Consider the following 21,578-nt stretch of genomic DNA (forward strand, 5'->3'; position numbering starts at 1 on the left):
GGCGCCCCGGTCGGTGACCGGGGCGCCCTTCGTGTCGTACGCGGGGAACTACAGGCCGAGCTCGGCCTCGAAGCTGCCCGACTCCAGCCGCTCCTTGATCGCGACCAGGAAGCGGGCGGCGTCCGCGCCGTCGATGATCCGGTGGTCGTACGACAGGGCCAGGTAGACCATCGACCGGACGGCGATGACCTCGCCCAGCTCCGGGTCGTTGACCACGACCGGCCGCTTGACCACGGCACCCGTGCCGAGCATCGCCGACTGCGGCGACGGCACGATCGGGGTGTCGAAGAGGGCGCCCCGGCTGCCGGTGTTGGTCAGCGTGAAGGTCGCCCCGGCCAACTCGTCCGGGCTGATCTTGTTGGTCCGGGTGCGCTCGGCCAGGTCGGCGATCCGCTTGGCGATCCCGCCCAGGTTGAGGTCACCGGCGCCGTGGATCACCGGCACCATCAGGCCCCGCTCGGTGTCCACGGCGATGCCGAGGTGCTCCGAGCCCGGGTAGGTGATCGTGCCGGCGTCGAGGTCCATGCTGGCGTTCACGATCGGGTACGCCTGCAGCGCCTCGATCGCGGCCAGAGCGAAGAACGGCAGGAACGACAGCTTCACGCCGTGCCGCTGCTGGAACGACTCCTTCGCCTGCGTCCGCAGCTTGGCGACCTTGGTGACGTCCACCTCGATCACCGTGGTCAGCTGCGCCATCTCGTGCAGCGACTCGTGCATCCGCTTGGCGATGACCGCGCGGATCCGCGGGAGCTTCTCGGTGCTGCCGCGCTTCGGGCTCGGCTGCGCCTTGGCGGCCGGCTTGGCCGGGGCCGCCGCAGCGGCGGGCTGCTGCGCCGGGGCCGGCGCGGCCTTGGCGGCCTTCGCCTTCTCCGCCGCCTCCAGCACGTCCTGCTTGCGGATCCGGCCGCCGACACCGGTGCCGTTGACCGAGGAGAGGTCAACGCCGTGCTCGCCGGCCAGCTTGCGCACCAGCGGGGTCACGTAGCCGGCGGCCTCCTCGCCGCCCTGGGCGGGCGCCGACGGGCGCTGCGGGGCCGACGGCACGGCCTTCTGCTCGGCCTGCGCGGGCTGCGCCGAGGTCTCGGCCTCCGCCGACGGCTCGTTGTACGACACGCCCGGGGTCGGCTCCTCGACCTTGGGCTCCGGCTTGGCCTCTGCCTTGGGCTCGGGCTTCGGCTCTGCCTTAGGCTCGGGCTTCGGCTCTGCCTTGGGCTCGGGCTTCGCCTCGGCCGGGGCGGCTCCGGCAGCACCGATCACGGCCAGGTCGGCGCCGACCGCGGCGGTCTCGTCCTCAGCGACCTTGATCTCCAGGACCGTGCCGGCCACCGGCGACGGGATCTCGGTGTCGACCTTGTCGGTGGAGACCTCCAGCAGCGGCTCGTCCACCTCGATGGTGTCGCCGACCTGCTTGAGCCAGCGGGTGACCGTGCCCTCGGTGACGCTCTCGCCGAGGGCCGGCATCTTGACCGGGGTGCCCTCGCCCGACGGCGCCGGCGCGGCCTGCTCCTGCGCCGGCGGCTCCTCGACGGCCGACTGCTCCGCCTCGGCCTGCGGCTCCGCGGCGGCTTCCTCGGCTTCCTCGGCCGGCTCCTCCTGCTGCGGGGCGGCCTCGCCGCCGCCGGTGGACTCGCCCTCGCCCGCGATCACGGCCAGCTCGCTGCCGACCTCGGCGGTCTCGTCCTCGCCGACCACGATCCGGCTCAGCACGCCCGCCGCCGGGGACGGGATCTCGGTGTCGACCTTGTCGGTCGACACCTCGAGCAGGGGCTCGTCGACCTCGACGGTGTCGCCCTCCTGCTTCAGCCAGCGCGTGACGGTGCCCTCGGTGACGCTCTCACCGAGCCGGGGCATGGTGACCGATACCGGCATCTTCAAAGACTCCTTCATTCCCCTGGTGGGATCATCGCCCGTCGCCGGACGCCGCGGTTGTCGTGATCAGGCGTGTGCGTGCAGCGGCTTGCCGGCGAGCGCCAGGTGCGCCTCGCCCAGTGCCTCGTTCTGCGTCGGGTGGGCGTGCACGAGCTGCGCCACCTCGGCCGGGTACGCCTCCCAGTTGTAGATGAGCTGCGCCTCGCCGACCATCTCGCCGACCCGGGCGCCGACCATGTGCACGCCGACGACGGGGCCGTCCTCCACCCGGACGAGCTTGACGAAGCCGGCCGTCTTGAGGATCTGGCTCTTGCCGTTTCCGCCCAGGTTGTAGTTGTAGGTCTTGACCTTGTCGGCGCCGTACTGCTCCCTGGCCTTCGCCTCGGTCAGGCCGACCGACGCCAGCTCCGGGTCGGAGTAGGTGACCCGGGGGATGCCGGCCTCGTCGATGACGGCCGGGTTCTGGCCGGCGATCTCCTCGGCGACGAAGATGCCCTGCTGGAAGCCCCGGTGGGCGAGCTGGAGGCCGGGCACGATGTCGCCGACCGCGTAGACGTTCGGCACGCTGGTGCGCAGCCGCTCGTCGGTCAGCACGTAGCCGCGGTCCGTCTTGACGCCCTGCTGCTCGTAACCGAGGTCAGCGGTGTTCGGGCCGCGGCCCACGGCGACCAGCAACAGCTCCGCCTCGACGGTCTCGCCGCCGGCGATGGTGACCTTGACGCCCTTGTCGGTCTTCTCGACCTTCTCGAACGGCTTGCCGACCTTGAAGTTGATCTTCCGCTTGCGGAACGCCCGCTCCAGCGCCTTCGAGGACTCCTCGTCCTCGGCCGCGACCAGTCGGGGGAGCGCCTCGATGATCGTGACGTCCACCCCGAAGGACTTCCACACGCTGGCGAACTCGACGCCGATCACGCCGCCGCCGAGCACGATCGCCGAGGCCGGAACCCGGTCGAGCGTGAGGGCGTGGTCGCTGGTGATGACCCGCTCGCCGTCGACCTCCAGGCCGGGCAGGCTCTTGGCGTACGAACCGGAGGCCAGCACGACGTTGCGGCCGGTGTAACGCTTGCCGTCGACCTCGACGACGTTCTTGCCGACCAGCTTGCCGTGGCCCTCGACGATGGTGATCGCCTTGTTGCCCTTGAGCATGCCCTGCAGGCCCTTGTAGAGGCGGGAGACCACGCCGTCCTTGTACGAGTTGACCGCCGCGATGTCGATGCCGATCAGCTCGGCCTTCACGCCGAACTGCTCCGACTCGCGGGTCTGGTCGGCGATCTCGGCCGCGTGCAGCAGCGCCTTGGTCGGGATGCAGCCGTTGTGCAGGCAGGTCCCGCCGAGCTTGCCCTTCTCGACCAGCGCGACTTTCAGGCCCAGTTGGACGGCACGCAGTGCGGTCGCGTAGCCGCCGCTGCCACCTCCGAGGATGACAATGTCGAAGGTTGCGTCGTTCGGCTCGCTCACGTCCAACTCCCAGGTCGCGTCGCTGCTTCGGGGGTCAAGGCGGGGTAACACGGGCACACCCCACCTCGGTCATCTTGTCACCACCGCCCGTCGCCCGCGTAGTGAGGTGCCCAACGACACGTCCGTGACACGTACGCTTGGCACCGGCCTCGATGACGGACGGAAGGGGAGGCGCTCGGTGGGACTGTTCCGGCGACGCAAGAAGGCGCGGGCGGTCAGCCTCGACCGGGCCGCCGACCGCGCGGACCTGGAGCACCTCGAGGGCTTCGTCCGTAGCCGACGCGGGGTCGAGGCGTACATCGAGCCACGGACCACCGTCACCGAGACCACGGTCATGCTGATCGCCGACGACGGGGAATGGACCCGCCGCCGCATCGACGGCCCCGACGGCGCCCGCCGCTTCGCGTACCGGCTGGGCATCCCGGTCTACGACGTGCGGCTGATGGGCTACCCGCAGCGGATGCGCGACTACAACGAGCGTCGCAAGCGCCGCCCCGAGCTGTTCTGACCCGGCGCCCACGCCGGCCAGGTGAAACGGGAGAGGGCCCCTCGTCGACGAGGGGCCCTCTCCGCGTACGTACGTCAGCCGTTGGTGGCGACGTCCTCCACGAGTTGGACCAGCGTGCGCACCGGCACACCCGTGCCGCCCTTGGTCCAGTAGCCGGTCGGCTCGCCCGAGTGGTAGCCCGGCCCGGCGATGTCGATGTGCGCCCACGCGACGTCGGAGGTGACGAACTCCCGCAGGAACACCCCGCCCTGGAGCATGTGCCCGGCCCGGTCCATGCCGGCGTTGACCTGGGAGATGTCGGCCACCTCGGAGTCCATGCCCTTGCGCACGTCGTCCGGCAGCGGCATCGGCCAGGCCGGCTCGCCGACCGCGTCGCCGGCGACCTTGACCCGCTCGCACAGCTCGGGGGTGCCCATCACGCCGGCGATCCGCTTGCCCAGCGCGATGACCTGTCCGCCCGTCAGGGTGGACGTCTCGAAGAGGTAGTCGCAGCCGTCCTCGCAGGCCCGCGCCATCGCGTCACCCAGGACCATCCGACCCTCGGCGTCGGTGTTGAGCACCTCCACCTTCTTGCCGTTGTACATGCTGATCACGTCACCCGGCCGGTACGACCGCCCGGACGGCATGTTCTCCGCCATCGGCAGGTACGCCGTCACGGCCACCGACGGCTTGAGCGCGGCGATTGCCAGCATGGCCGCACCCACCGCGGCGGCGCCCGCCATGTCGGACTTCATCTCCCACATGCCCTGCGCCGGCTTGATCGAGATGCCGCCGGTGTCGAAGGTGATGCCCTTGCCGACCAGCGCCACCCGCTTGCCGTTGCCGCCGCCAGCCGGGGTGTAGGTCAGCTTCACCAGCCGTGGCGGGGCCTCCGAGCCCTGCCCGACGGCGATGATGCCGCCGTACCCGCCGGCGGCCAGGGCCGCCTCGTCGAGCACCTCGACCGCCAGGCCGGCCTCCCGGGCGGCGTCCGCCACCGAGTCGGCGAAGGACGGCGGGCGCAGCTCGTTCGGGGCGGTGTTGACCCAGTCGCGGCTGCGCCGGACCGCGCCGCCGACCGCCTGGGCGCGGGCGATCTCGGCCTGCGAGCCGGCATCACCGGCGTCCGGCACGGCGACCAGCACCTCGGCCACCGGCTCGCGCCGGGACGGCTGCGGCCGGGTCTTGTAGCCGGCGAACCGGTAGCCGCCGAGCAGGGCGCCCTCCGCCACCGCGCGCAGCGCGGCGGGCGCGTCGGCGTCGTCCGGCAGCGGCAGCGCGAGCGCGACCCGCGGCGCTCCCGCGAGCGCCCGTACGGCCGCGCCGGTGGCCCGGCGCAGGGTCTCCGGGGCGGGGGCGGCGCCGGTCGGCTCCGGGCCGAGCCCGACGGCGGCGACCACCGGGGCGGTCACGGTGCCCAGCGTGGCCAGCTTGATCACCTCGCCGGGGCCACCGGTCGCGCCCAGCAGGGCCAGTGTCTCGGTCAGCTTGCCGTCGAAGGCGGCGGCGATGCTCTCCGCGCCGCTGGCCAGCAGCAGGGTTCCGGCCAGGCCGCTGGTGGCGTCCTGCTCTCCGGTCTGGCTGTGCACGCCGATCACGATCGCGTCGACGGTGAGTTCGGCGGGGTCGGTGTCGACCAGGCTCAGGGTGGTGCTGGGCGATGTCACTGAAGCTACTCCGGGCGGGCCGGGCCGGTCGCGGCGTCGCGTACCGGCGATGGAGGTCTCCGGCGGAACGTACCCGTCGGAGGTCGGGGCTGTCCCGCCGATGGTCCCGGCGGGTCCCGCCGATGCTAACCAGCCGCCCAGCTCCCGGTAAGTTCCCACCCATGACCGACGTGACCTCCGACGCCGCCGCGACCCGACTGCGTCGTTCTCCGCTGCACGAGCGGCACACCGCTCTCGGCGCCAAGTTCGCCCCGTTCGGTGGCTGGGAGATGCCGCTGGAGTACGCCGGGGGCGGGGTGCTCAAGGAGCACACCTCGGTGCGGACCGGGGTGGGCGTATTCGACGTCTCCCACCTGGGCAAGGCGCGGGTGACCGGGCCGGGCGCGGCGGAGTTCGTCAACGCCTGCCTCAGCAACGACCTGGGCCGGATCGGGCCGGGCCGGGCGCAGTACACCCTCTGCTGCGACGACGCCACCGGCGGCGTGGTGGACGACATCATCGCCTACCTGCACGCCGACGACCACGTCTTCCTCATCCCGAACGCCGCGAACACCGCCGAGGTGGTGCGCCGGCTGCGCGCCGCCGCCCCGCCGTCGGTCACGGTTACCGACGAGCACGAGGCGTACGCCGTGCTCGCCGTGCAGGGGCCGCGTTCGGCAGAGCTGCTCGACGCGCTGGGCCTGCCGACCGGACACGACTACATGAGCTTCTCCACCGCGACCCTGGACGCCGCCACCGGCCCGGTCGAGCTGACCGTGTGCCGCACCGGCTACACCGGGGAGCTGGGCTACGAGCTGGTGCTGCCGGCCGGGCACGCGGTCGCGGTCTGGGACGCGCTCTTCGCGGCGGGCTTCGACCTACGCGCCTGCGGGCTGGCCGCCCGGGACACCCTGCGCACCGAGATGGGATACCCGCTGCACGGCCAGGACCTGTCGCTGGAGATCACTCCGGTGCAGGCCCGCTCCGGCTGGGCGGTCGGCTGGGACAAGCCGGCCTTCTGGGGCCGCGACGCGCTGCTCGCGGAGAAGACCGCCGGCCCGAGGCGTACGCTGCGCGGCCTGGAGGCGGTCGACCGGGCGATCCCGCGCCCCGGCATGACGGTGCACGTCGGTGACGCACAGGTCGGCATCGTCACCAGTGGCACGTTCTCACCGACGAAGAAGCAGGGCATCGCCCTCGCCCTGCTGGACACCGACCCGAAGCTCGCCGACGGCGACCTGGTCGAGGTCGACATCCGAGGCCGCCGCGCCCAGATGCGCCTAACCCGCCCCCCGTTCGTGACCCCCTCGGTCAGGTGACGTGACCTACCGGCGCTGGGTCAGAGCGGGGGGAGGGGGCGTTCGCCGGCGTCCAGGACGGCCTGGGTCCAGCCGCCCTCGATGACGCCGGTGCCGTCGAGCACGGCCCAGTCGACGACGTCGGCGGCCTCCACCACCACGGGCGAGCCGATGCGTACGGTGGGTTCGGTGTCGGCGTCGCAGGCGCTGGCGGCCACGATCCGCTCCGGCGTGTCCCACGAGGTCACCCCGGCCCAGACGAACTCCGGGCCGTCGTCACCGGGCAGGCCGTACTTCACCACCAGTTGGGTCTCCGGCGGGAGCTGGCCGGCGAGGAACCGGGCCCGGATCTCGCCCAGCGCGGCCCGGGCGGAGGCGACCGCCCTGCTCATCGCGTCGCCCGCCCGGGCGTAGCGCACGTCCGGCTGGATGCCGCTGAAGAGGGTGGCGCAGGCGGCGGCGTAGTAGCGGCCGTCCGGCCCGGCGTGCCCGGCGGGCGGGCGCAGGCTCAGGAACGAGTCGGCGTCGGGGTCGGTGGCCGGGTCCAGCTCCAGCCGCAGCAGCACCGGCGCCGTCGCCCCGTGCTGCTCCGGATTGCCGTACGCCACCGCGATGTCGTGCCCGGTCACCGTGGCCAGCACCGGCAGCTGCACGAACGCGGGCACCTCCTCCCCGGAGAGCCCGTCGGTCCAGTCCCGCAGCAGCCGCCGGGCGGCACCGGTCAGCACCGCGCCCCAGGCCCGGGTCAGGTGGTCCGGTACGCCCTGGGTCTGCAACTCCAGCAGCCCGAAGCGGCGCAGCCCCTTCGTGGTGAACCAGAGCCCCTCGGCGTCGGAGGAGTAGGGCACCAGCACCCAGTCGACCAGCCGGATCCGCCCCTGCTCGTCGGGGAGCGAGCGCAGCGCCGTCGCCGGGTCGAGGAACTGGAGGCCGAAGACGTCCACCACGTCGCCGTCGACGGACTCGGCGATGGCCGCGGCCACCGCCCGGGCCGCCCACTCGTGCGCCGGCGGCCAGCCGGGCCGGTATTCGGCCTGCACCACCACCAGGTGGCTCGCGGCGGCCAACCGGGCCAGCTGTGCCTCGGTGGCGCCGAACGCGGTGAGCAGGTCCGGCGGCAGCTCGGGAAACTCGGAGATCGGGCGGGTGTCCACGCTCATCAGCGGGCTGTCGAGCATCTGCCGCGCGAGCCCGTGCACCGGCTCGGCCAGCCGGCCGGCGAGCCGCGCGACGGCGGTCTTCGTGCCCACCTTCGGCAGCCCCGTCATGGGCACCAGGTAGGTCGCACTCAGCGACTCCGGAACCGGTACGGGCAGGAAGTCGTCCGTGATGAGCATGTCGTCCCCCGGTTGGCCGCGCCGGTGCTGTCGTGGGAGAACGCTACCCGTCGCGGCCTGCCCCGTTCAGCCGGACAGCACCAGTCCCAGGTAGACCAGCGTGGTGACCACCTCGACGGTCGCGCCGAGCACGTCGCCGGTGACACCGCCGAGCCGGCGTACCACGTGTCTCAGCAGCCCCACCGCGACGGCGAGGGCGGCGGCGACGGCGAGCGGCCCCTGCCACGGGCGGCCCGGCACGGCCGCGAGCGCCGGCAGCGCGACGGCGACCGCCCCGGCGGCCAGGGCGACCGGCCCCACGGTGCCCGCGACCAGCGCGCCGAGCCCTTCCGGGCGGGCGGCCGGCACCCCGCGCCGGCAGGCCACCGCCACCCCGAACCGGCCGGCGGCCGTCGCTGCGACCACCGCCGCGAGTGCCGCCGGCCACGACCGCCCCGCCAGCTCCGCGAGGGCGGCCGTCTGCACCAGGAGTACGACCACCAGCGCGGCCACCCCGAACGGGCCCACGTCCGACTTCTTCATGATCTCCAGCGCGGCCGTTCCCCGCCGGTACGACCCCAGCGCGTCCACGGTGTCGGCCAGCCCGTCCAGGTGCAGCCCACGGGTGAGCAGCGCCCCGGCGCCGACGGTCACCGCCGCCGCGACCAGCGGGGGCGCGAGGGCACCCGGGAGCAGCAGGATCCCGGCGAGGACGACGCCGAGCAGCGCGCCGACCGCCGGGGCGAGGGCCATCGCCGTTGCCGCCACCGACCGGTCGATGCGACCGGCGCGTACCGGCAGGGTGGTGAAGGTGGTCAGCGCCAGCCGCGCCCCGTCGGCGAGCCGCGACTCAGCCGGCACGCCGACCGGACGGGTCCACCGGTTCCGTCTCCGTCCCGGTGCTGGTCGGCCCCGGGCCGGCCGGCTCCGGCTCCCGGACGTCGGGTTCGGTGCCGCCGGGCTCCGGTTCGCGGGAGTCGGGTTCGGTGCTGGTCGGGCCGGGACCGGCGGGTTCGGGTTCGCGGAAGTCCGGCTCTTCGGTGTCCGGCGCGGTCTCCGGTTCGGGGTCCCGGTCGTCGCCGCCGAGCGACGGGTGGGCCGGCAGGGCTGCGGCCAGCGCCAGCACCGACCGCAGCAGCGGCAGCGCGGCCAGCGCGTTGGCGCCCTCGCCCAGGTCGAGCCGCAGGTCGAGCAGCGGGGTCAGGCCGAGCACCTCGGCGCCGAGCCGGACGGCGGGGTGCCCGCCGTGGTCGGCCAGCAGGCACCAGTGTCGGGCCTGCCCGGCCAGGTCGCGGGTGACCATGGCTGCGGCCACGCCGACCGGCCCGTCGAGCATGACCGGCAACCGGCGGGCGGTGGCGCCGAGCAGGACGCCGGTTGCCACCGCGATGTCCCCGCCGCCCAGCTCGGCCAGCACGTCCTTGGCGCTGCGCGGCGAGTGCCGGGTCCGGTGCAGGGCGTCCCGCACCGCCGCGCACCGTCGCATCCAGGCCGCGTCGTCGACCTCGCCCGAATCCGTGATCACCCGGCTGAGCACGGCGGGCGCCTCGGCGCCCGCCGTCGCCACCAGCACCGCCGCCGCGGCGGCCTCGGTGCCGACGCCGCACGCCCCGAGCACCAGCAGTCGTACGCCCGCGTCGGCGGCCTCCTCGGCGAGCCGCCAGCCGTAGCGCAGGGCGGCCTCGACCTGCTCGCCGGTCAGCGCCGGCTCGGTCTCCATCGGTGCGGACGCCGGGGCCTCGACCACCTGGAGTTCGGCGCCGCTGTCGGCGGCCAGACGGGCCAGCGCCCCCCGGCCGGCGCGGGCCTGGCGGGCCCGGCGCGCCGACTCGCCCGGCACGGTGCCGGTGGCGGCGCCGCCGAGGTGCTCGCCGTGCAGCAGCAGCACCCGCACGGGAGCCCACGGGGCCGGCGTGACGGTGCCCTGGGTGGCGGCGGCGAACCCGACGGCCCGCTCCAGCACGCCGAGCCCCGCCCCGGGCACGTCCAGGGTGGCGAGCCGCTCGATCGCCTGCGGACCGGTGTACTCGTCGGGCATGGGCAGTTCCATGCCCGCCTGGATGACCAGGCCAGTGGCGACCACCGGCAGCGCCAGGGTCGGGGCGGCCCAGGCGGTGCCGTCCGCCCCGGTGCCACCGGCCGGGTTGGCGGCGGCCGGCGGCGGCATCCCGGGGGTGAGCACGTCCGGGGAGGGTTCCGGCGCGGTCACCGGCTCGCCCGCGCTGACGGCCGTGACCGGAGAAACCCGCGTCGGACCGGCCTGTGTCGGGCCGGCCTGGACGGGCACCGTGGCGGGCTGCGGGGCGCCCGGCTTCAGCCAGGCCGCCTGGCCGGCGACCACGAGGACCACGGCGTCGCAGGCGTCGGCGACCGCCCGGTTGGCCGCGCCGAGCGCGTCGGTGAAGGCCCGGCCGAGCGGGGTGGTGGGCACCAGCGAGAGCCCGACCTCGGGACTGACCAGCACCAGCCGGGCTGTGCAGGCGCGGACCGCCGCCGCCAGTTCGGCGATCGTGGCGGTGTCGTCCGCCGGCTGGTGGGCCGGGTCGAGCAGCACGGTCGCCCAGCCGCCGAGGTCGTCGACGAGCAGCGTCTCGTTCGGCCCGGCGGAGGCGATCACGTCCGCGAGGCGGCGCGGGTCGTCCGCGGTCTCCTCGGTGGTCCAGGTCTCCGGCCGGCGGACGCGGTGCGCTGCCAGCCGGGCCGCCCACTCCGCGTCGTCGGCGGGCGCGTCGGCGGCGGTGGCCACGTAGCGGACCGTCGGCGCGTCGGCGACCAGGGACTCGGCGAACTCGGACTTCCCGGACCGGGTACCGCCGAGTACCAGGACCGTGTTCCACCCGTCAACGGACATGCCCGTACTTTAGAGCCAGGGCCGGGGCGCGGCCCCCCGGAGGTGCGGGGTGCGCGGGCCGCGCTCAGCCGCAGTGCTCGAACCCGCTGCCGTAGCTGGCCCCGCCGGTGGATCCGCCCCACTTGACGCAGACCCCGGGGGCCTTGGCCCGCACCGGTCCCGCGTAGTACGAGAACGACCCGCTGTCGGTGCCGCGCGCGCGGCCCCGCACCTCCAGCCACGCCGAGGCGGCCGTCGCCCTGCCCACCGCGGTCTCCTTCATCGTCACCACGCAGTTGTTGCCGCTGCCGGCGTGGTAGAGCAGGTAGACCCGGCCCTTCCTGCTGCCCGAGGCGGTCAGTGCAGCCGAGTCGATCACTTTGTACCCGCTGCCGCACGCCTCGACCGGCGTGTACGGGTTCGGCTTCTCCGGCTGTCTGGTCGTCGGGGCGGGGCCAGGCTGCCCCGGAGCGGTCACGGTCGGCTCGACGCCGCCGGCCGTCGGGGGCGGGGAGCGATCGGGCGGCGACGCGGACGGCCTGCCGGACGCCGACGGTGCCGCCGAACGGGTGGCTGTCGGTGAGGGCCCGACGCGGAGTTCGTCCGTACCGTCGTCGACCGCCGCGCCGGGCGACCCCGCCGCCCCGGACTCGCCGGTCAGCGCCGCCGGCACGTTCCCGCCGGCCGGGTCGTCGTCGGAGAGGACCACGGTCGCCCCCACCACCCCGGCCAGCACCACGAACACGGTGGCCGCCGCGCCGAGCAGCGCGGCCCGGCGCCGCCGGGACGGCTTTGGCTCGACCTGGTCCTCCCGGGTCGGCGGGACCGAACCCCAGGTGCCGGTCGCGGTGTCCGGTCCCTGGTGGGCAGCGTCCCGGTGGCCGAACGGGCCGCCCGGCAGCGGTCCGGCGGGCATCGGCGCGGCGGCGGGAATGGGCAGCATGGTGGCGGGCGGGACCGGTGACCCGGTGGCGGGGAACGGCGGGCGCGGGGCCGGCGCGGGACGCGTACCGCCGGGGGCTCCGGAGATCGGGCGCGGCGGTGCGGGGGAGACGGGCGGCAGTGGCGCCCACGGATCCGGCGGTGCGACCGGCCCGGCGGGGCCGGTGGCCGGGGTGCCGCCCGGGTCCGTCCTGGGGACGGCCGGGGCGACGGACGCGGCGGGGGCACCGCCCGGGCCCGTTCCCGCAGCGGCCTGCGCCGCCGGGGTCGGCCCGGCGACGGCCCACGGCGGACGGGCGGAATCGGGGACCACGGCCAGGGTCGCGTCGCGGGCCCCGACCGCGGCGTCGGCCATCACCGCCGCGTCGGGGAACCGGTCGCCGGGACGCTTCGCCATCGCCTGCTCCACCAACGCCGCCACCGCCGCGGGGATGCCGTGGGGCAGCGGCGGCGGCTCATCCTGGAGGTGGCGCAGTGCCACCTGGAGCGGATTGTCGCCGTCGAACGGTGGCTGGCCGGTCAGGCAGAAGTACGCCACCGCACCGAGCGCGTAGACGTCCGTCACCGGGGAGACCGGCTGGTTCGCGGCCTGCTCCGGCGACATGTACGAAGCGGTGCCGAGCATCACGTTGGCGGCGGTGATCCCCGCCGTGGTGCCCGAGCGGGCGATGCCGAAGTCGACCAGCACCACCCGGCCGTCGGCCTTCACCAGCAGGTTGCCCGGCTTCACGTCCCGGTGCACGATGCCGGCGAGGTGGGCCGTGTGCAGCGCCTCGGCGGCCTGCGCCACCACCGACATGGTCGACGCCGGGTCGAGCCGCCCCGCGCGCCGCAGCCAGGAACTCAGCGGCTGGCCGTCGACGTACTCCATCACCAGGTAGTCGGCCTGGCTGCCGTCGGTCAGCACGGACCGGCCCACGTCGTGCACCGCGACCACGCCCGGGTGGCGCAGCGCCGCCAGCATCCGCGCCTCGGCCCGGAACCGGGTGGTGAACTCGGGATCGGCGCTCAACGCCGGCAGCAGCACCTTCACCGCCACCTCGCGTTCCAGCATGATGTCGGTGCACCGCCAGACCGCGCCCATGCCGCCGGTCGCCACCCGGTCGTCCAGCCGGTACCGGTCGCTCAGCACCACTCCTCGAGTCAGCACCGCGACACCGTACCGGTCGGGCGGGACATGGCCGCCCGCCCGGCGGTGGTCCTACCGGGGTGTCTGGTACTGGAAGTCGTTGGGGTTGACCGCCGCCGGCTTCGTGTCCTCCTGCCAGGCGCCCTCGCCGGGGCGGGCCACGAGGGCGTTGAGCAGGTCCTCCCGTTCCATCTGTTCGGCCCCCACGATGCCGCCGCGTACCGCCATTCTCCGCAGCGTCTCGGTGTCCTTGTCGTGCAGCGGTTCGTCCATCGTCGCCCCCTCCGGGCCCCGTCGGCGGTCCGCGACCGCCCCGCCGTGCCTCAGCAGGCCCATACCCGGCCAGGGGCCGGGGAACCCTGCGCGACCCGGGCGGTGCGCGCCCGCCGGACGGATGTCGGGCCGCCCCGCGCCCGGCCGACTACGCTGGCGGGGGTTCGTCCCACGGGACACTCAGCGGCGAGGGGAGACGCGGCATGGCGTGGAGCTGGCGGTACGAGGGCGCGAACGGTGAGTCGGTCGACGGGCCGGCGGAGTCGTTCGGCAGCCAGGCGGATGCCGAGTCCTGGATCGGTCAGGCCTGGCGGGAGCTCGCGGCGTCCGGCGTCACCTCGGTCGCGCTCGTCGAGGACGACCGGGTGGAATACCGGATGAGCCTGCTGCCCACGGCGGAGTGATGGCCGGCGACCGCCCGGGGGGCGAGCCGCTGGTGCTCGGCGTGCCCCGGGCGGCGTTCCGGCCCAGCCCGGTCTTCCTCGCCCTCGTCGCGCTCTTCGTGACCAGTGGGGTGCTCACCTGGAACGGGTTCGGCAACGTCCGGCTCGACGTGTTCCTCTTCGTCGTCTCCGGCTGGCTGGTCTCGCTCTGTCTGCACGAGTACGCCCACGCCGTCGTCGCGTTCCGGGCCGGCGACCGCAGCGTCGCCCACCGGGGCTACCTGACGCTCAACCCGCTGAAGTACAGCCACCCGCTGCTGTCGATCGTGCTGCCGGTGGCCGTCGTGCTGCTCGGCGGCATCGGCCTGCCCGGCGGGGCGGTCTGGGTGGACCGGCACGCCATTCCGGGGCGGCTGCGGCACACTCTGGTCAGCCTCGCCGGCCCGGCCACCAACGTGCTGTTCACGCTCGTCCTGGTGCTCGCCGTACGCCTCGGCGCGGCCGGCGGCGGGCCGGTCGAGTTCTGGGCGGCCCTGGCGCTGCTGGCGTTCCTCCAGCTCACCGCGAGCGTGCTCAACCTGCTTCCGGTGCCGGGCCTGGACGGCGGCAACATGATCCAGCCGTGGCTGAACCCGCAGTGGCGCAAGATGTACGACCTGTTCGCCCCGTTCGGCTTCATCCTGCTGTTCGCGCTGCTGTGGAACCCGCGGATCAACGGCTGGTTCTTCGGCGCGGTCTTCACCGTCGGCGACTTCCTCGGCCTGCCCCAGCGGCTATACGCCCTCGGCCTGGACCTGATCCGCTTCTGGCAGGGCTGACCGCCGCCGGGCCGGGCAGGGCTGACCCCGCCGCCGGGCCGGCGGGGCTGACCGGCGTGCCGGGCCGGTGCGGAGGCCGCGCCGACCCGGCAGGGCCTCACGGACGCTCGGCCGGGCTCTCGGTCTTCGCCGGGTCGCGCTCGACGATCGGGTCGATGATCTCGTCGATCGCCTTGAGCAGGCCGACGTCGAGCTGCACGCCGGCCGCCTTGGCGTTGTCGTGCACCTGCTCCGGGCGGGAGGCGCCGACGATCGCCGAGGAGACGTTCGGGTTCTGCAGCACCCAGGCGACGGCGAGCTGCGCCATGCTCAGCCCGGCCTGCTCGGCCAGCGGCTTGAGTCGCTGCACCCGGGACAGGACGTCGTCGGTCATGAACCGGGAGATGAAGCCCGCGCCCGACTTCTCGTCGGTGGCGCGGGAGCCGGCCGGCGGCGGCTGGCCCGGCAGGTACTTGCCCGAGAGCACACCCTGCGCGATCGGCGACCAGACGATCTGCCCGACGCCCAACTCCTCGCTGGTGGGGACGACCTCGGACTCGATGACCCGCCAGAGCATCGAGTACTGCGGCTGGTTGGAGACCAGCGGGATGTGCAGCTGCCGGGCGAGCTGGTGGGCCTCGCGGATCTGCGACGCCTTCCACTCCGAGACGCCGATGTAGAGCGCCTTGCCGGAGTGCACGACGTCGGCGAAAGCCTCCATCGTCTCCTCCAGCGGCGTGCTGTAGTCGTACCGGTGGGCCTGGTAGAGGTCCACGTAGTCGGTGCGCAGTCGGCGCAGCGAGCCGTTGATCGACTCCATGATGTGCTTGCGGGACAGGCCCCGGTCGTTGCGGCCCGGCCCGGTGGGCCAGTACGCCTTGGTGAAGATCTCCAGCCCCTCGCGCCGCTCGCCCTCCAGCGCGCGACCCAGCACGTCCTCGGCGCGGGTGGCCGCGTACACGTCGGCCGTGTCGAAGGTGGTGATGCCGGCGTCCAGGGCGGCCCGGACGCAGGCGAACGCCGCGTCCTCCTCGACCTGCGAGCCGTGGGTGATCCAGTTGCCGTACGAGATCTCGCTGACCATCAGGCCGGACAGGCCCAGGTGACGGAATTCCATGCCCCGACCCTAGCCCGTGCGGATCATGACCACCCTGGTGGCGGGGCCAGTGTCGCTCAGAGCACGGGGCTGGTGTCGACGAGCAGCCGCTCGATCTCGGCGACGACCTCTTCGCGGTCGCGGTGCACCGGCTCGATCAGCGGCTCACCCCGGCGGTCGAGCGCACCCCACCGGCCGGTGCCGTCGCCGACCAGGAACGCCACCGGGTGGATGACCAGCGCCGGATGGGTGGGCGGGACCAGCACCTTCCCGGCCCGGTTCACCACGCCACGCCGGCCGGCCACGTCCACCACGGCCAGCCCCTCGTCGGTGAAACCCTCGACGTACCGGCCGTCGGCCAGGACGGTGGGGAACCCGTGGTGCCGGGTGGGCACCACGATCCGGCCGTTGCGGTCGACCGCACCCCAGCCGTCCCGGCGGACCACGGCCACGCCGCGCCGGAACGGGCGTACGTCTGCGAAGCCGTGCGGCACGACCACCTCGCCGGTGGCGTCGATCGCCACCCAGCCGGCGTCGTCGCCGTCGGACACCCAGGCCAACCCGTCGGAGAACGGCCGGACCACCGGGTACGACGGTTCGAGCACCGTGGCACCGGTGCGGTCGACCAGCGACCACCGCTCGGTCTCCGGGCACCGCACCCAGGCCAGCCCGTCGCGGAACGGCTGCGCCTGCGCGTACTCGGCCGCGATGACCATGTCGCCGTCCGGGTCGGAGAAACCCCAGAGATCGCCGTCGCGGGCCGGCACCGGGGGCCGGTCATGCTCCAGCACCTCCTCGCGGCTGCGGGGGTACGGTCCGAAGCCCGTCTCCGCGACCCGCTCCGCCACCGCGTCCAGGCTCAGCCGGATCCGGGCCTGCAACTCGGAATCCTCGGTGCCGCGCAGGTCCAGGGCCCGCTCGAAGTGGTGACAGGCCTCCATCAGCCGGCCCTGGTCGTAACAGGACCGCCCGGCGTGCTCGTGCAGCACCGCGCGCAGCCGCTCGGGCAACTCGGTGCAGTTGGCCTCGGCGAAGAGCCGGTCGGCCTCGACGAACTCACCGCGCCAGCGCAACACGTGCGCCAGCCGCGCCTGGGCCACCGCCGTACGCCGCAACTCCCCGGTGGCCTCGGCGTAGGTGAGCGCGAGCCGGCCGTCAGCGAGGGCATCGTCCAGCTCGCCGAGGATCCGGGACACCACCGCCCGCAGGCTGAGCAGCCGGGCGCGCGACTTGTTGTCCACGGCCGCACCCAGCTTCTCGGTCAGCCGCCGTCGGATCGTCCGGAACTCGTCCGGCTCCGCCACGATCTCCCGCAGGGTCGCCGGATCGAGCCGCCAGCGGTAGCTCGACAGCACCTGCTCCGGATCACCCTGCGCCGCGCTCAACCGTCCGACGTCCCGCGACCCGCCGGGCAACTCGGTATCCGGCTCGGCGGTGCCCGTTTCGGCGGTACTCGGTCCGGCGGTACTCGGTCCGGTGGTGCTTGGCGTGGTCGGCCGTTCCGCGTCCGTCGGTGGCACCTGCCCAGCCAACGGTGCGGCGACTGACGGTGTGGCGGTGGATGGGGCGGCGGCGGGTGGTGTGGCGGCGGGCGGCACGACAGATGGCGTGGACCCTGGCCGCTCCGACACGTCCGTAGGTGGCGCGGTGGCAGCCTGCGTCGCTGGCGGCGGAACAGGCGACGCGGATACCGGCTGTGCCGGCACGGCGTGCTCGGCAAGGGCGGAGACATCGGGTGCCGGCGGCGCGGCGACAGGAATGGTGTACGGGGCTGGCGCCGTTCCGGCAGGTGGTGCGGAGACCGGCTCGATCAGCGGGCCCGACACCGCTTCGGACTGTGGCGCGGCGGTGCCGGAGGTGGCCCGCGCCAGCGAATACGAGGCGGACGCGACGGGCGGCGTAGCGACAGGCTCAGCCGCCAGAGCGGAGAAGGGCGGGGTCCTCGGTGCAGGGCTGGGCTCAGCCGCCAGCGCGGATAAAGCCTGGCTCCTCGGTTCGGAGCTGGGCTCAGCCGGTGGTGCGGAGACGGGCTCAGCCGGTGGTGCGGAAGCGGGTCGCGCCGTTGGTGCGGAGACGGGCTGGGCCGGTGGTGCGGAGCTGGACTGGGTAGGTGGTGCGGAGACGGGTCGTGCCGTCGGTGCGGCCGGGATCGGCTCGCTCGTCCCGGTCGGCGGCTCGCCGTTGAACCCGGTCCAGGACGCCCCCGCCGGTTCCGTCGAAGAGTTGGCGACGGGGGAGACCGCTGGTGCTGACACCAATACCGCAGTGCCACCAGGCGGCGCGGAGACCGGACGCGGATCGGTCGTGACGGGTGGAACACCATGGGTGTCAAAGGCTTTCGGTGACAACCATGGTGTTCCACCCGTGGGCTCAGCCGAGGCGTTCGGCATCCGTTCGACGGGTTCGGATGTCGGAGTCGCGACCTGTCCGGGCGCGGCCGAGGTCTCGGTGTTGGCTCTACCCGGTTCGGAGGGCACCTCTGCCCGCAACTCGTCGGCCGGCACAGACGACAACCGGTCGGTCTCGGTTCGGGTCACGCGGGAGCCGGGGGTCTCCGTGTCGAAGACACCCAGGTCCGGAGAGCCGGTGCCAAGGTCGTGAGGTGCCGGAGTTTCCTGGCGGGGGACGTACGACGCGGGGGCGTCGTGGTCGGCCTCGTGTGTGGCCGGGGCATCGAGGGGCGGCGGCGCGTATCCGGGCCGTGGCGCCGCATCCGGAGCTGTTCGATCCGCCGCATCCGCATCGGGCGTGGCCGGGTGGGCCTGTACTGCTTCCTCCGGTGGTTCCGGCACGGGGCAAACGACCGGTGCCGGAACCGGCGGGACGGACGAAGGTACCGCCACGGGGTGGGCCGGAGGCGCGGAGACCGGGCGCGGCGCGGCCGACGTGGAGTCGGTCTGGACAGGCGGTACGGAGACCGACTCCTCGGGCGGCGCGGATGGGGCGGTGGCGAGTGAGGCGGACGGTGCGGAGACGGGCTGCACCGACGGTGTGATGCCCGGCCGCGGGTCTGCGGGATCCGGCTGCTCAACCGTCCAGGAGGCCGGAACGGAAGGCTCAGGGTCTGTCGGGGCGGACGCGGAGGCTGGGCCGGTGGGCGGACCGGAAACGGGGTTGGGCGTGGGTGGTACCTGTCCGGTGGGCGGACTGGACACGGGGTTGGGCGTGGGCGGTACCTGTCCGGTGGGCGGACTGGACACGGGGTTGGGCGTGGGTGGTACCTGTCCGGCGGGCGGACCGGACACCGGTGCGGGTACGGAGGCCGCAGGCGATGCTGGCGTCGTCGGCGGGGCCGGCACGACCGGTGGGGTGGACACGGGCGGGGCGGCCGGCAAAACCTGATCGGGGACAGCGACGGCCTCGGCCGGAGGTGCGGAGTCGTCATGAGCGGGCGCGGGCGACGAGGGACCTTCGTCGGCGGGCTTCGGGATCGGCACGTCGAGGCCAGGGGCCGGCCTAGCCTCGTCCGGCGCGGTCGGGGGCGCCACGGGCCGGGAAGGTCGGAACCAAGCGTCAGGCCCGCCCTGCGCGGGTGGCTCGGGACGTGGCGGGGTGGCCGGCATGGGCGGGTCGCTCGACGGTGGCGGGACGTACCGCCTGGGTCTGTCGGGCGCGATGGCCGGCTGCGGTGCCGCGGCGTCCTGCCCGGTCGTGACTGCGGCTTCCTGGCCTTCGGTCGACCGGTGCGGTTCGGTCGGATGGCCGGCCGGCGGCCGGGCCGGCGTGGCGGCCGAGGGCTGCGTCACGGACCGGGCCACGCCGGGTCCGGCGCCCGGGTGCGGCGTCGATTCGTCCGGTTGGGTCGGCCCTGGGTGTGTTGGAGCCCGGCCGGACACCGTGTCGGCGGTCGCCGTCCGGTCCGGTCCGGACGCCGCTGCCGGGCCGGATGCCGCTGCCGGGCCGGATGCGGTGTTCGTGGTCGCCTCCGGTGCCGGCAGGAACTCCAGGCGAAGTCGGGAGGCGGGAGGCGCGGAGACCGGCGTGGCGTCGTCCTCGGGGGCAGGGCGTTGCGTGCTGCTGGGGGGTGGGAACGGCTCCCCGGGCGCCTGTGCCGGTCGGGGGCTGGCGGCCGATGGTCCGTCGACCGACGCTGGCGGGGGCGCGGGGACACCCGAAACGGGAGCCGGCGGGGCCGGCACGCCAGGGCGATCCGTGACGGGGCCGGCGGAGCCAGGCCGGTCGGTGCCAGGCGCCGGTGATCCCGGCCGGCCGGCGGAGGGGCCCGCTGGCGACACGGGGTGGTTGGTTACCGGACCAGCCGGGCGGCTGGGGGACGGGCCCGCAGGCGACACCGGGTGGCCGGCCACCGGATTCGTCGGGCCCGCGGGCGACACCGGGTGACTGGCCACCGGATTCGTCGGGCCCGCGGGCGACACCGGGTGACTGGCGGCCGGACCAACCGGCGACACCGGGGCCGGGACGGGACCTGCCGGCGATGTCTGCCCGGAACGGGGGGCGGCGGGTGAGACCAGGCTGTTGATCGGGCCTGCGGGTGACACAGGCACGGGGGCGGGAGCGGCAGGCGACACCGGCCGACCGCGGAGCGGCACAGCCGGGTCGGGCCGGTCGGAGCGTGGCAGGTCGTGGGGCGGCGCGGGGAAGACAGGGCGGCCCGGGACCGCGCTGTCCCCGGTCGGGCCCCGGAAGCCCGCCGGCCCTGGAGTGCCCGGCCCTGGAGTGCCCGGCGCTGGAGCCGGCGGCCCGGAGGTGGGGGCGCCGTAGGCCGGGGACGGTCGCCGTTGGTCGTACCCGGGCGGGACCGGTGGTGTCGCGGCGTCGTGGGGGCGGGAGCGGTCGACCGGTTCGACCGGCCGCCGGGGCTCGGCGTGCCGCGTCGCGTCCCGGTCGAAACCGGGCCGCACCGGGCCAGGCGGCGGCCAGGGCAGGCCGCCGTCCTGCTGCGGATGTCCGCGGGGCTCCCGGTGCGCCTCGGCCCCTCGATAGGCGTCCGGCCGGGCTGTCCCGCGTGGACCCCGCTCCGGGTACGTCTCGGCCCGCGCCGCCTCGTGCGCCCGCTGGCGTTCGTCCGGCTCCTGCTGCCGCCGTTGCCCGTTCGGAGCCGGTTGCTGCCCGGCGGTAGCCCGATCCGGGCGCGGCCACCCGTCCCCGGGTACGCCGGACTCCCGGCCCCGCCCGCCGTGGCCACGCTCCCCCTGAGAACTTGCGGAGCGGTCCCCCTGAGAACCTGAGCGGTCCCACTGCGCGCCCACCGGGCGGTCCCACTGCGCGTCGGACGGACGCTCCCACTGCGCCCCGGAGGAGCGTTCCCGCTGGCCGTCGGTCGGGCGTTCCCGCTGGCCGTCGGTCGGGCGGGGCTCCGAGGCCGGGGTTCCCCACTGGTAGCGGGGCCGGCGCCCGTCCGACTGGTGCTCGTCGGGTGTCTCCGGCCGACGGTCGGGTCCGGCCGCCGCCGCACGGTCGTGACCGCGTTCGGCCCGACGGTCGTGGCCCGGATCCGGTCGGTGGTCGTAGCCGGCGTCCGGGCGGTCGTACGCCGTCGAGCGGCGGGGCGGGGCGTCCTCGTCGGGCTCCGGGAGCCAGCCCGGCTCGGACCTGCCGGCGGGGGAGACGGGGCGGTCCCGCCCGGTCGGCTCGTAGCGGGGCGTGCGGGTGTCGTAGCGGTCGGGACCGGTGTGTTCGCGCGGTCGGGGGGAGTCGACGGGCCGGCCGGGGGCGTCGAATCCGCCCCGGTCGTTGCGGTGCGGGGGTTCCTGCCGGGGCGGCCACTGCCGGTCGTCGTCCTGCCGGCGTGGCTCGGCGTGCGGGTGGCGGTACGACTCGTCGCCGGGTCGTCGGGCGTCGAGTCCGTCCGGTCGACCGTTCCATCCGTCCTGCCGACCGGGCCGGCCGTCGGGTAGGTCGTCCCATGACCGGCCGACGTAGGTCCCGTCCGGCCGGGTCGGCGCGAGCGGGGGCACCTCGGCCCGGCCGACGACGGCCGAGCGGCCCCGGGATGCGGGCGGGGCGTGTTCGACGCCGATGTCGCCCGCGTAGCGCTGGCCCGGGAACTGCGGGTGCCACTCGGTGGTCGGCTCGATCATCCAGGCCGGTTCG

General features: G+C 74.8%; 14 protein-coding genes and 1 pseudogene. 5 read left to right on the forward strand and 10 right to left on the reverse strand.

What is annotated here, in order from left to right:
- Window positions 1-48: 48 nt before the first annotated feature.
- Entirely contained in the window at window positions 49-1,869 is a 1,821-nt protein-coding gene (sucB, locus tag GA0070608_RS17915; protein ID WP_091629502.1) for a 2-oxoglutarate dehydrogenase, E2 component, dihydrolipoamide succinyltransferase, read from the reverse strand.
- A 66-nt stretch (window positions 1,870-1,935) separates the two neighbouring features.
- Window positions 1,936-3,327 (reverse strand): dihydrolipoyl dehydrogenase, encoded by a 1,392-nt coding sequence (gene lpdA / locus GA0070608_RS17920; RefSeq protein ID WP_091629504.1) that lies wholly within the window; start codon window positions 3,325-3,327, stop codon window positions 1,936-1,938.
- Window positions 3,328-3,505: 178 nt separating this feature from the next.
- Here lpdA and GA0070608_RS17925 point away from each other — a divergent pair, with 178 nt between their 5' ends.
- Entirely contained in the window at window positions 3,506-3,835 is a 330-nt protein-coding gene (locus tag GA0070608_RS17925; protein WP_091629506.1) for a hypothetical protein, read from the forward strand.
- Window positions 3,836-3,909: 74 nt separating this feature from the next.
- Here the strand turns inward: GA0070608_RS17925 and GA0070608_RS17930 are convergent, their stop codons facing one another.
- Window positions 3,910-5,481 (reverse strand): leucyl aminopeptidase, encoded by a 1,572-nt coding sequence (locus GA0070608_RS17930; RefSeq protein WP_091629508.1) that lies wholly within the window; start codon window positions 5,479-5,481, stop codon window positions 3,910-3,912.
- 161 nt (window positions 5,482-5,642) lie between these two features.
- Here GA0070608_RS17930 and gcvT point away from each other — a divergent pair, with 161 nt between their 5' ends.
- Window positions 5,643-6,779 (forward strand): glycine cleavage system aminomethyltransferase GcvT, encoded by a 1,137-nt coding sequence (gene gcvT, locus GA0070608_RS17935; RefSeq protein WP_091629510.1) that lies wholly within the window; start codon window positions 5,643-5,645, stop codon window positions 6,777-6,779.
- Between the two features lie 20 nt (window positions 6,780-6,799).
- On the opposite strand, the gene GA0070608_RS17940 is transcribed toward gcvT, so the two are convergent.
- From GA0070608_RS17940 to GA0070608_RS17960, 5 genes and pseudogenes are all read right to left on the reverse strand, one after another.
- Window positions 6,800-8,095, reverse strand: coding sequence for a DUF2314 domain-containing protein (locus GA0070608_RS17940; protein WP_091629512.1), 1,296 nt, complete (start codon window positions 8,093-8,095; stop codon window positions 6,800-6,802).
- A 66-nt stretch (window positions 8,096-8,161) separates the two neighbouring features.
- Complete coding sequence (gene cobS / locus GA0070608_RS17945; protein ID WP_091629514.1) at window positions 8,162-8,935, reverse strand: adenosylcobinamide-GDP ribazoletransferase; 774 nt, start codon at window positions 8,933-8,935, stop codon at window positions 8,162-8,164.
- A complete protein-coding gene (locus GA0070608_RS17950; protein ID WP_091629516.1) occupies window positions 8,925-10,925 on the reverse strand; it encodes a bifunctional adenosylcobinamide kinase/adenosylcobinamide-phosphate guanylyltransferase in 2,001 nt (666 codons plus the stop codon). The genes cobS and GA0070608_RS17950 overlap by 11 nt, the downstream gene beginning before the upstream one ends.
- Before the next feature lie 1,186 nt (window positions 10,926-12,111).
- A pseudogene (locus tag GA0070608_RS33480) lies at window positions 12,112-12,996 on the reverse strand (serine/threonine-protein kinase); the annotation flags it as partial.
- Between the two features lie 51 nt (window positions 12,997-13,047).
- Window positions 13,048-13,248 carry a hypothetical protein gene (locus GA0070608_RS17960; RefSeq protein ID WP_091635395.1) on the reverse strand — a complete coding sequence of 67 codons (201 nt, stop codon included), beginning with the start codon at window positions 13,246-13,248 and terminating at the stop codon, window positions 13,048-13,050.
- A 203-nt stretch (window positions 13,249-13,451) separates the two neighbouring features.
- On the opposite strand from GA0070608_RS17960, the gene GA0070608_RS17965 reads away from it, so the two are divergent.
- Together GA0070608_RS17965 and GA0070608_RS17970 are read left to right on the forward strand one after the other, a co-directional pair.
- Window positions 13,452-13,652 (forward strand): hypothetical protein, encoded by a 201-nt coding sequence (locus GA0070608_RS17965; RefSeq protein ID WP_091629518.1) that lies wholly within the window; start codon window positions 13,452-13,454, stop codon window positions 13,650-13,652.
- Window positions 13,652-14,449, forward strand: a complete 798-nt coding sequence (locus GA0070608_RS17970) for a site-2 protease family protein (RefSeq protein ID WP_091629520.1) — start codon at window positions 13,652-13,654, stop codon at window positions 14,447-14,449. Before GA0070608_RS17965 ends, GA0070608_RS17970 begins: the two co-directional genes overlap by 1 nt.
- A gap of 97 nt (window positions 14,450-14,546) precedes the next feature.
- On the opposite strand, the gene GA0070608_RS17975 is transcribed toward GA0070608_RS17970, so the two are convergent.
- Complete coding sequence (locus GA0070608_RS17975) at window positions 14,547-15,545, reverse strand: aldo/keto reductase family protein (RefSeq protein WP_091629523.1); 999 nt, start codon at window positions 15,543-15,545, stop codon at window positions 14,547-14,549.
- Between the two features lie 56 nt (window positions 15,546-15,601).
- Entirely contained in the window at window positions 15,602-17,914 is a 2,313-nt protein-coding gene (locus tag GA0070608_RS34325) for a WG repeat-containing protein (RefSeq protein ID WP_091635399.1), read from the reverse strand.
- Window positions 17,915-21,223: 3,309 nt separating this feature from the next.
- Here GA0070608_RS34325 and GA0070608_RS32705 point away from each other — a divergent pair.
- The gene (locus GA0070608_RS32705) at window positions 21,224-21,382 is read left to right on the forward strand and encodes a hypothetical protein (RefSeq protein ID WP_176733752.1); all 159 of its coding nucleotides are present in this window, start codon (window positions 21,224-21,226) and stop codon (window positions 21,380-21,382) included.
- Window positions 21,383-21,578: the final 196 nt, after the last annotated feature.

Source organism: Micromonospora peucetia, from assembly GCF_900091625.1.
Taxonomy (GTDB): Bacteria; Actinomycetota; Actinomycetes; order Mycobacteriales; family Micromonosporaceae; genus Micromonospora; species Micromonospora peucetia.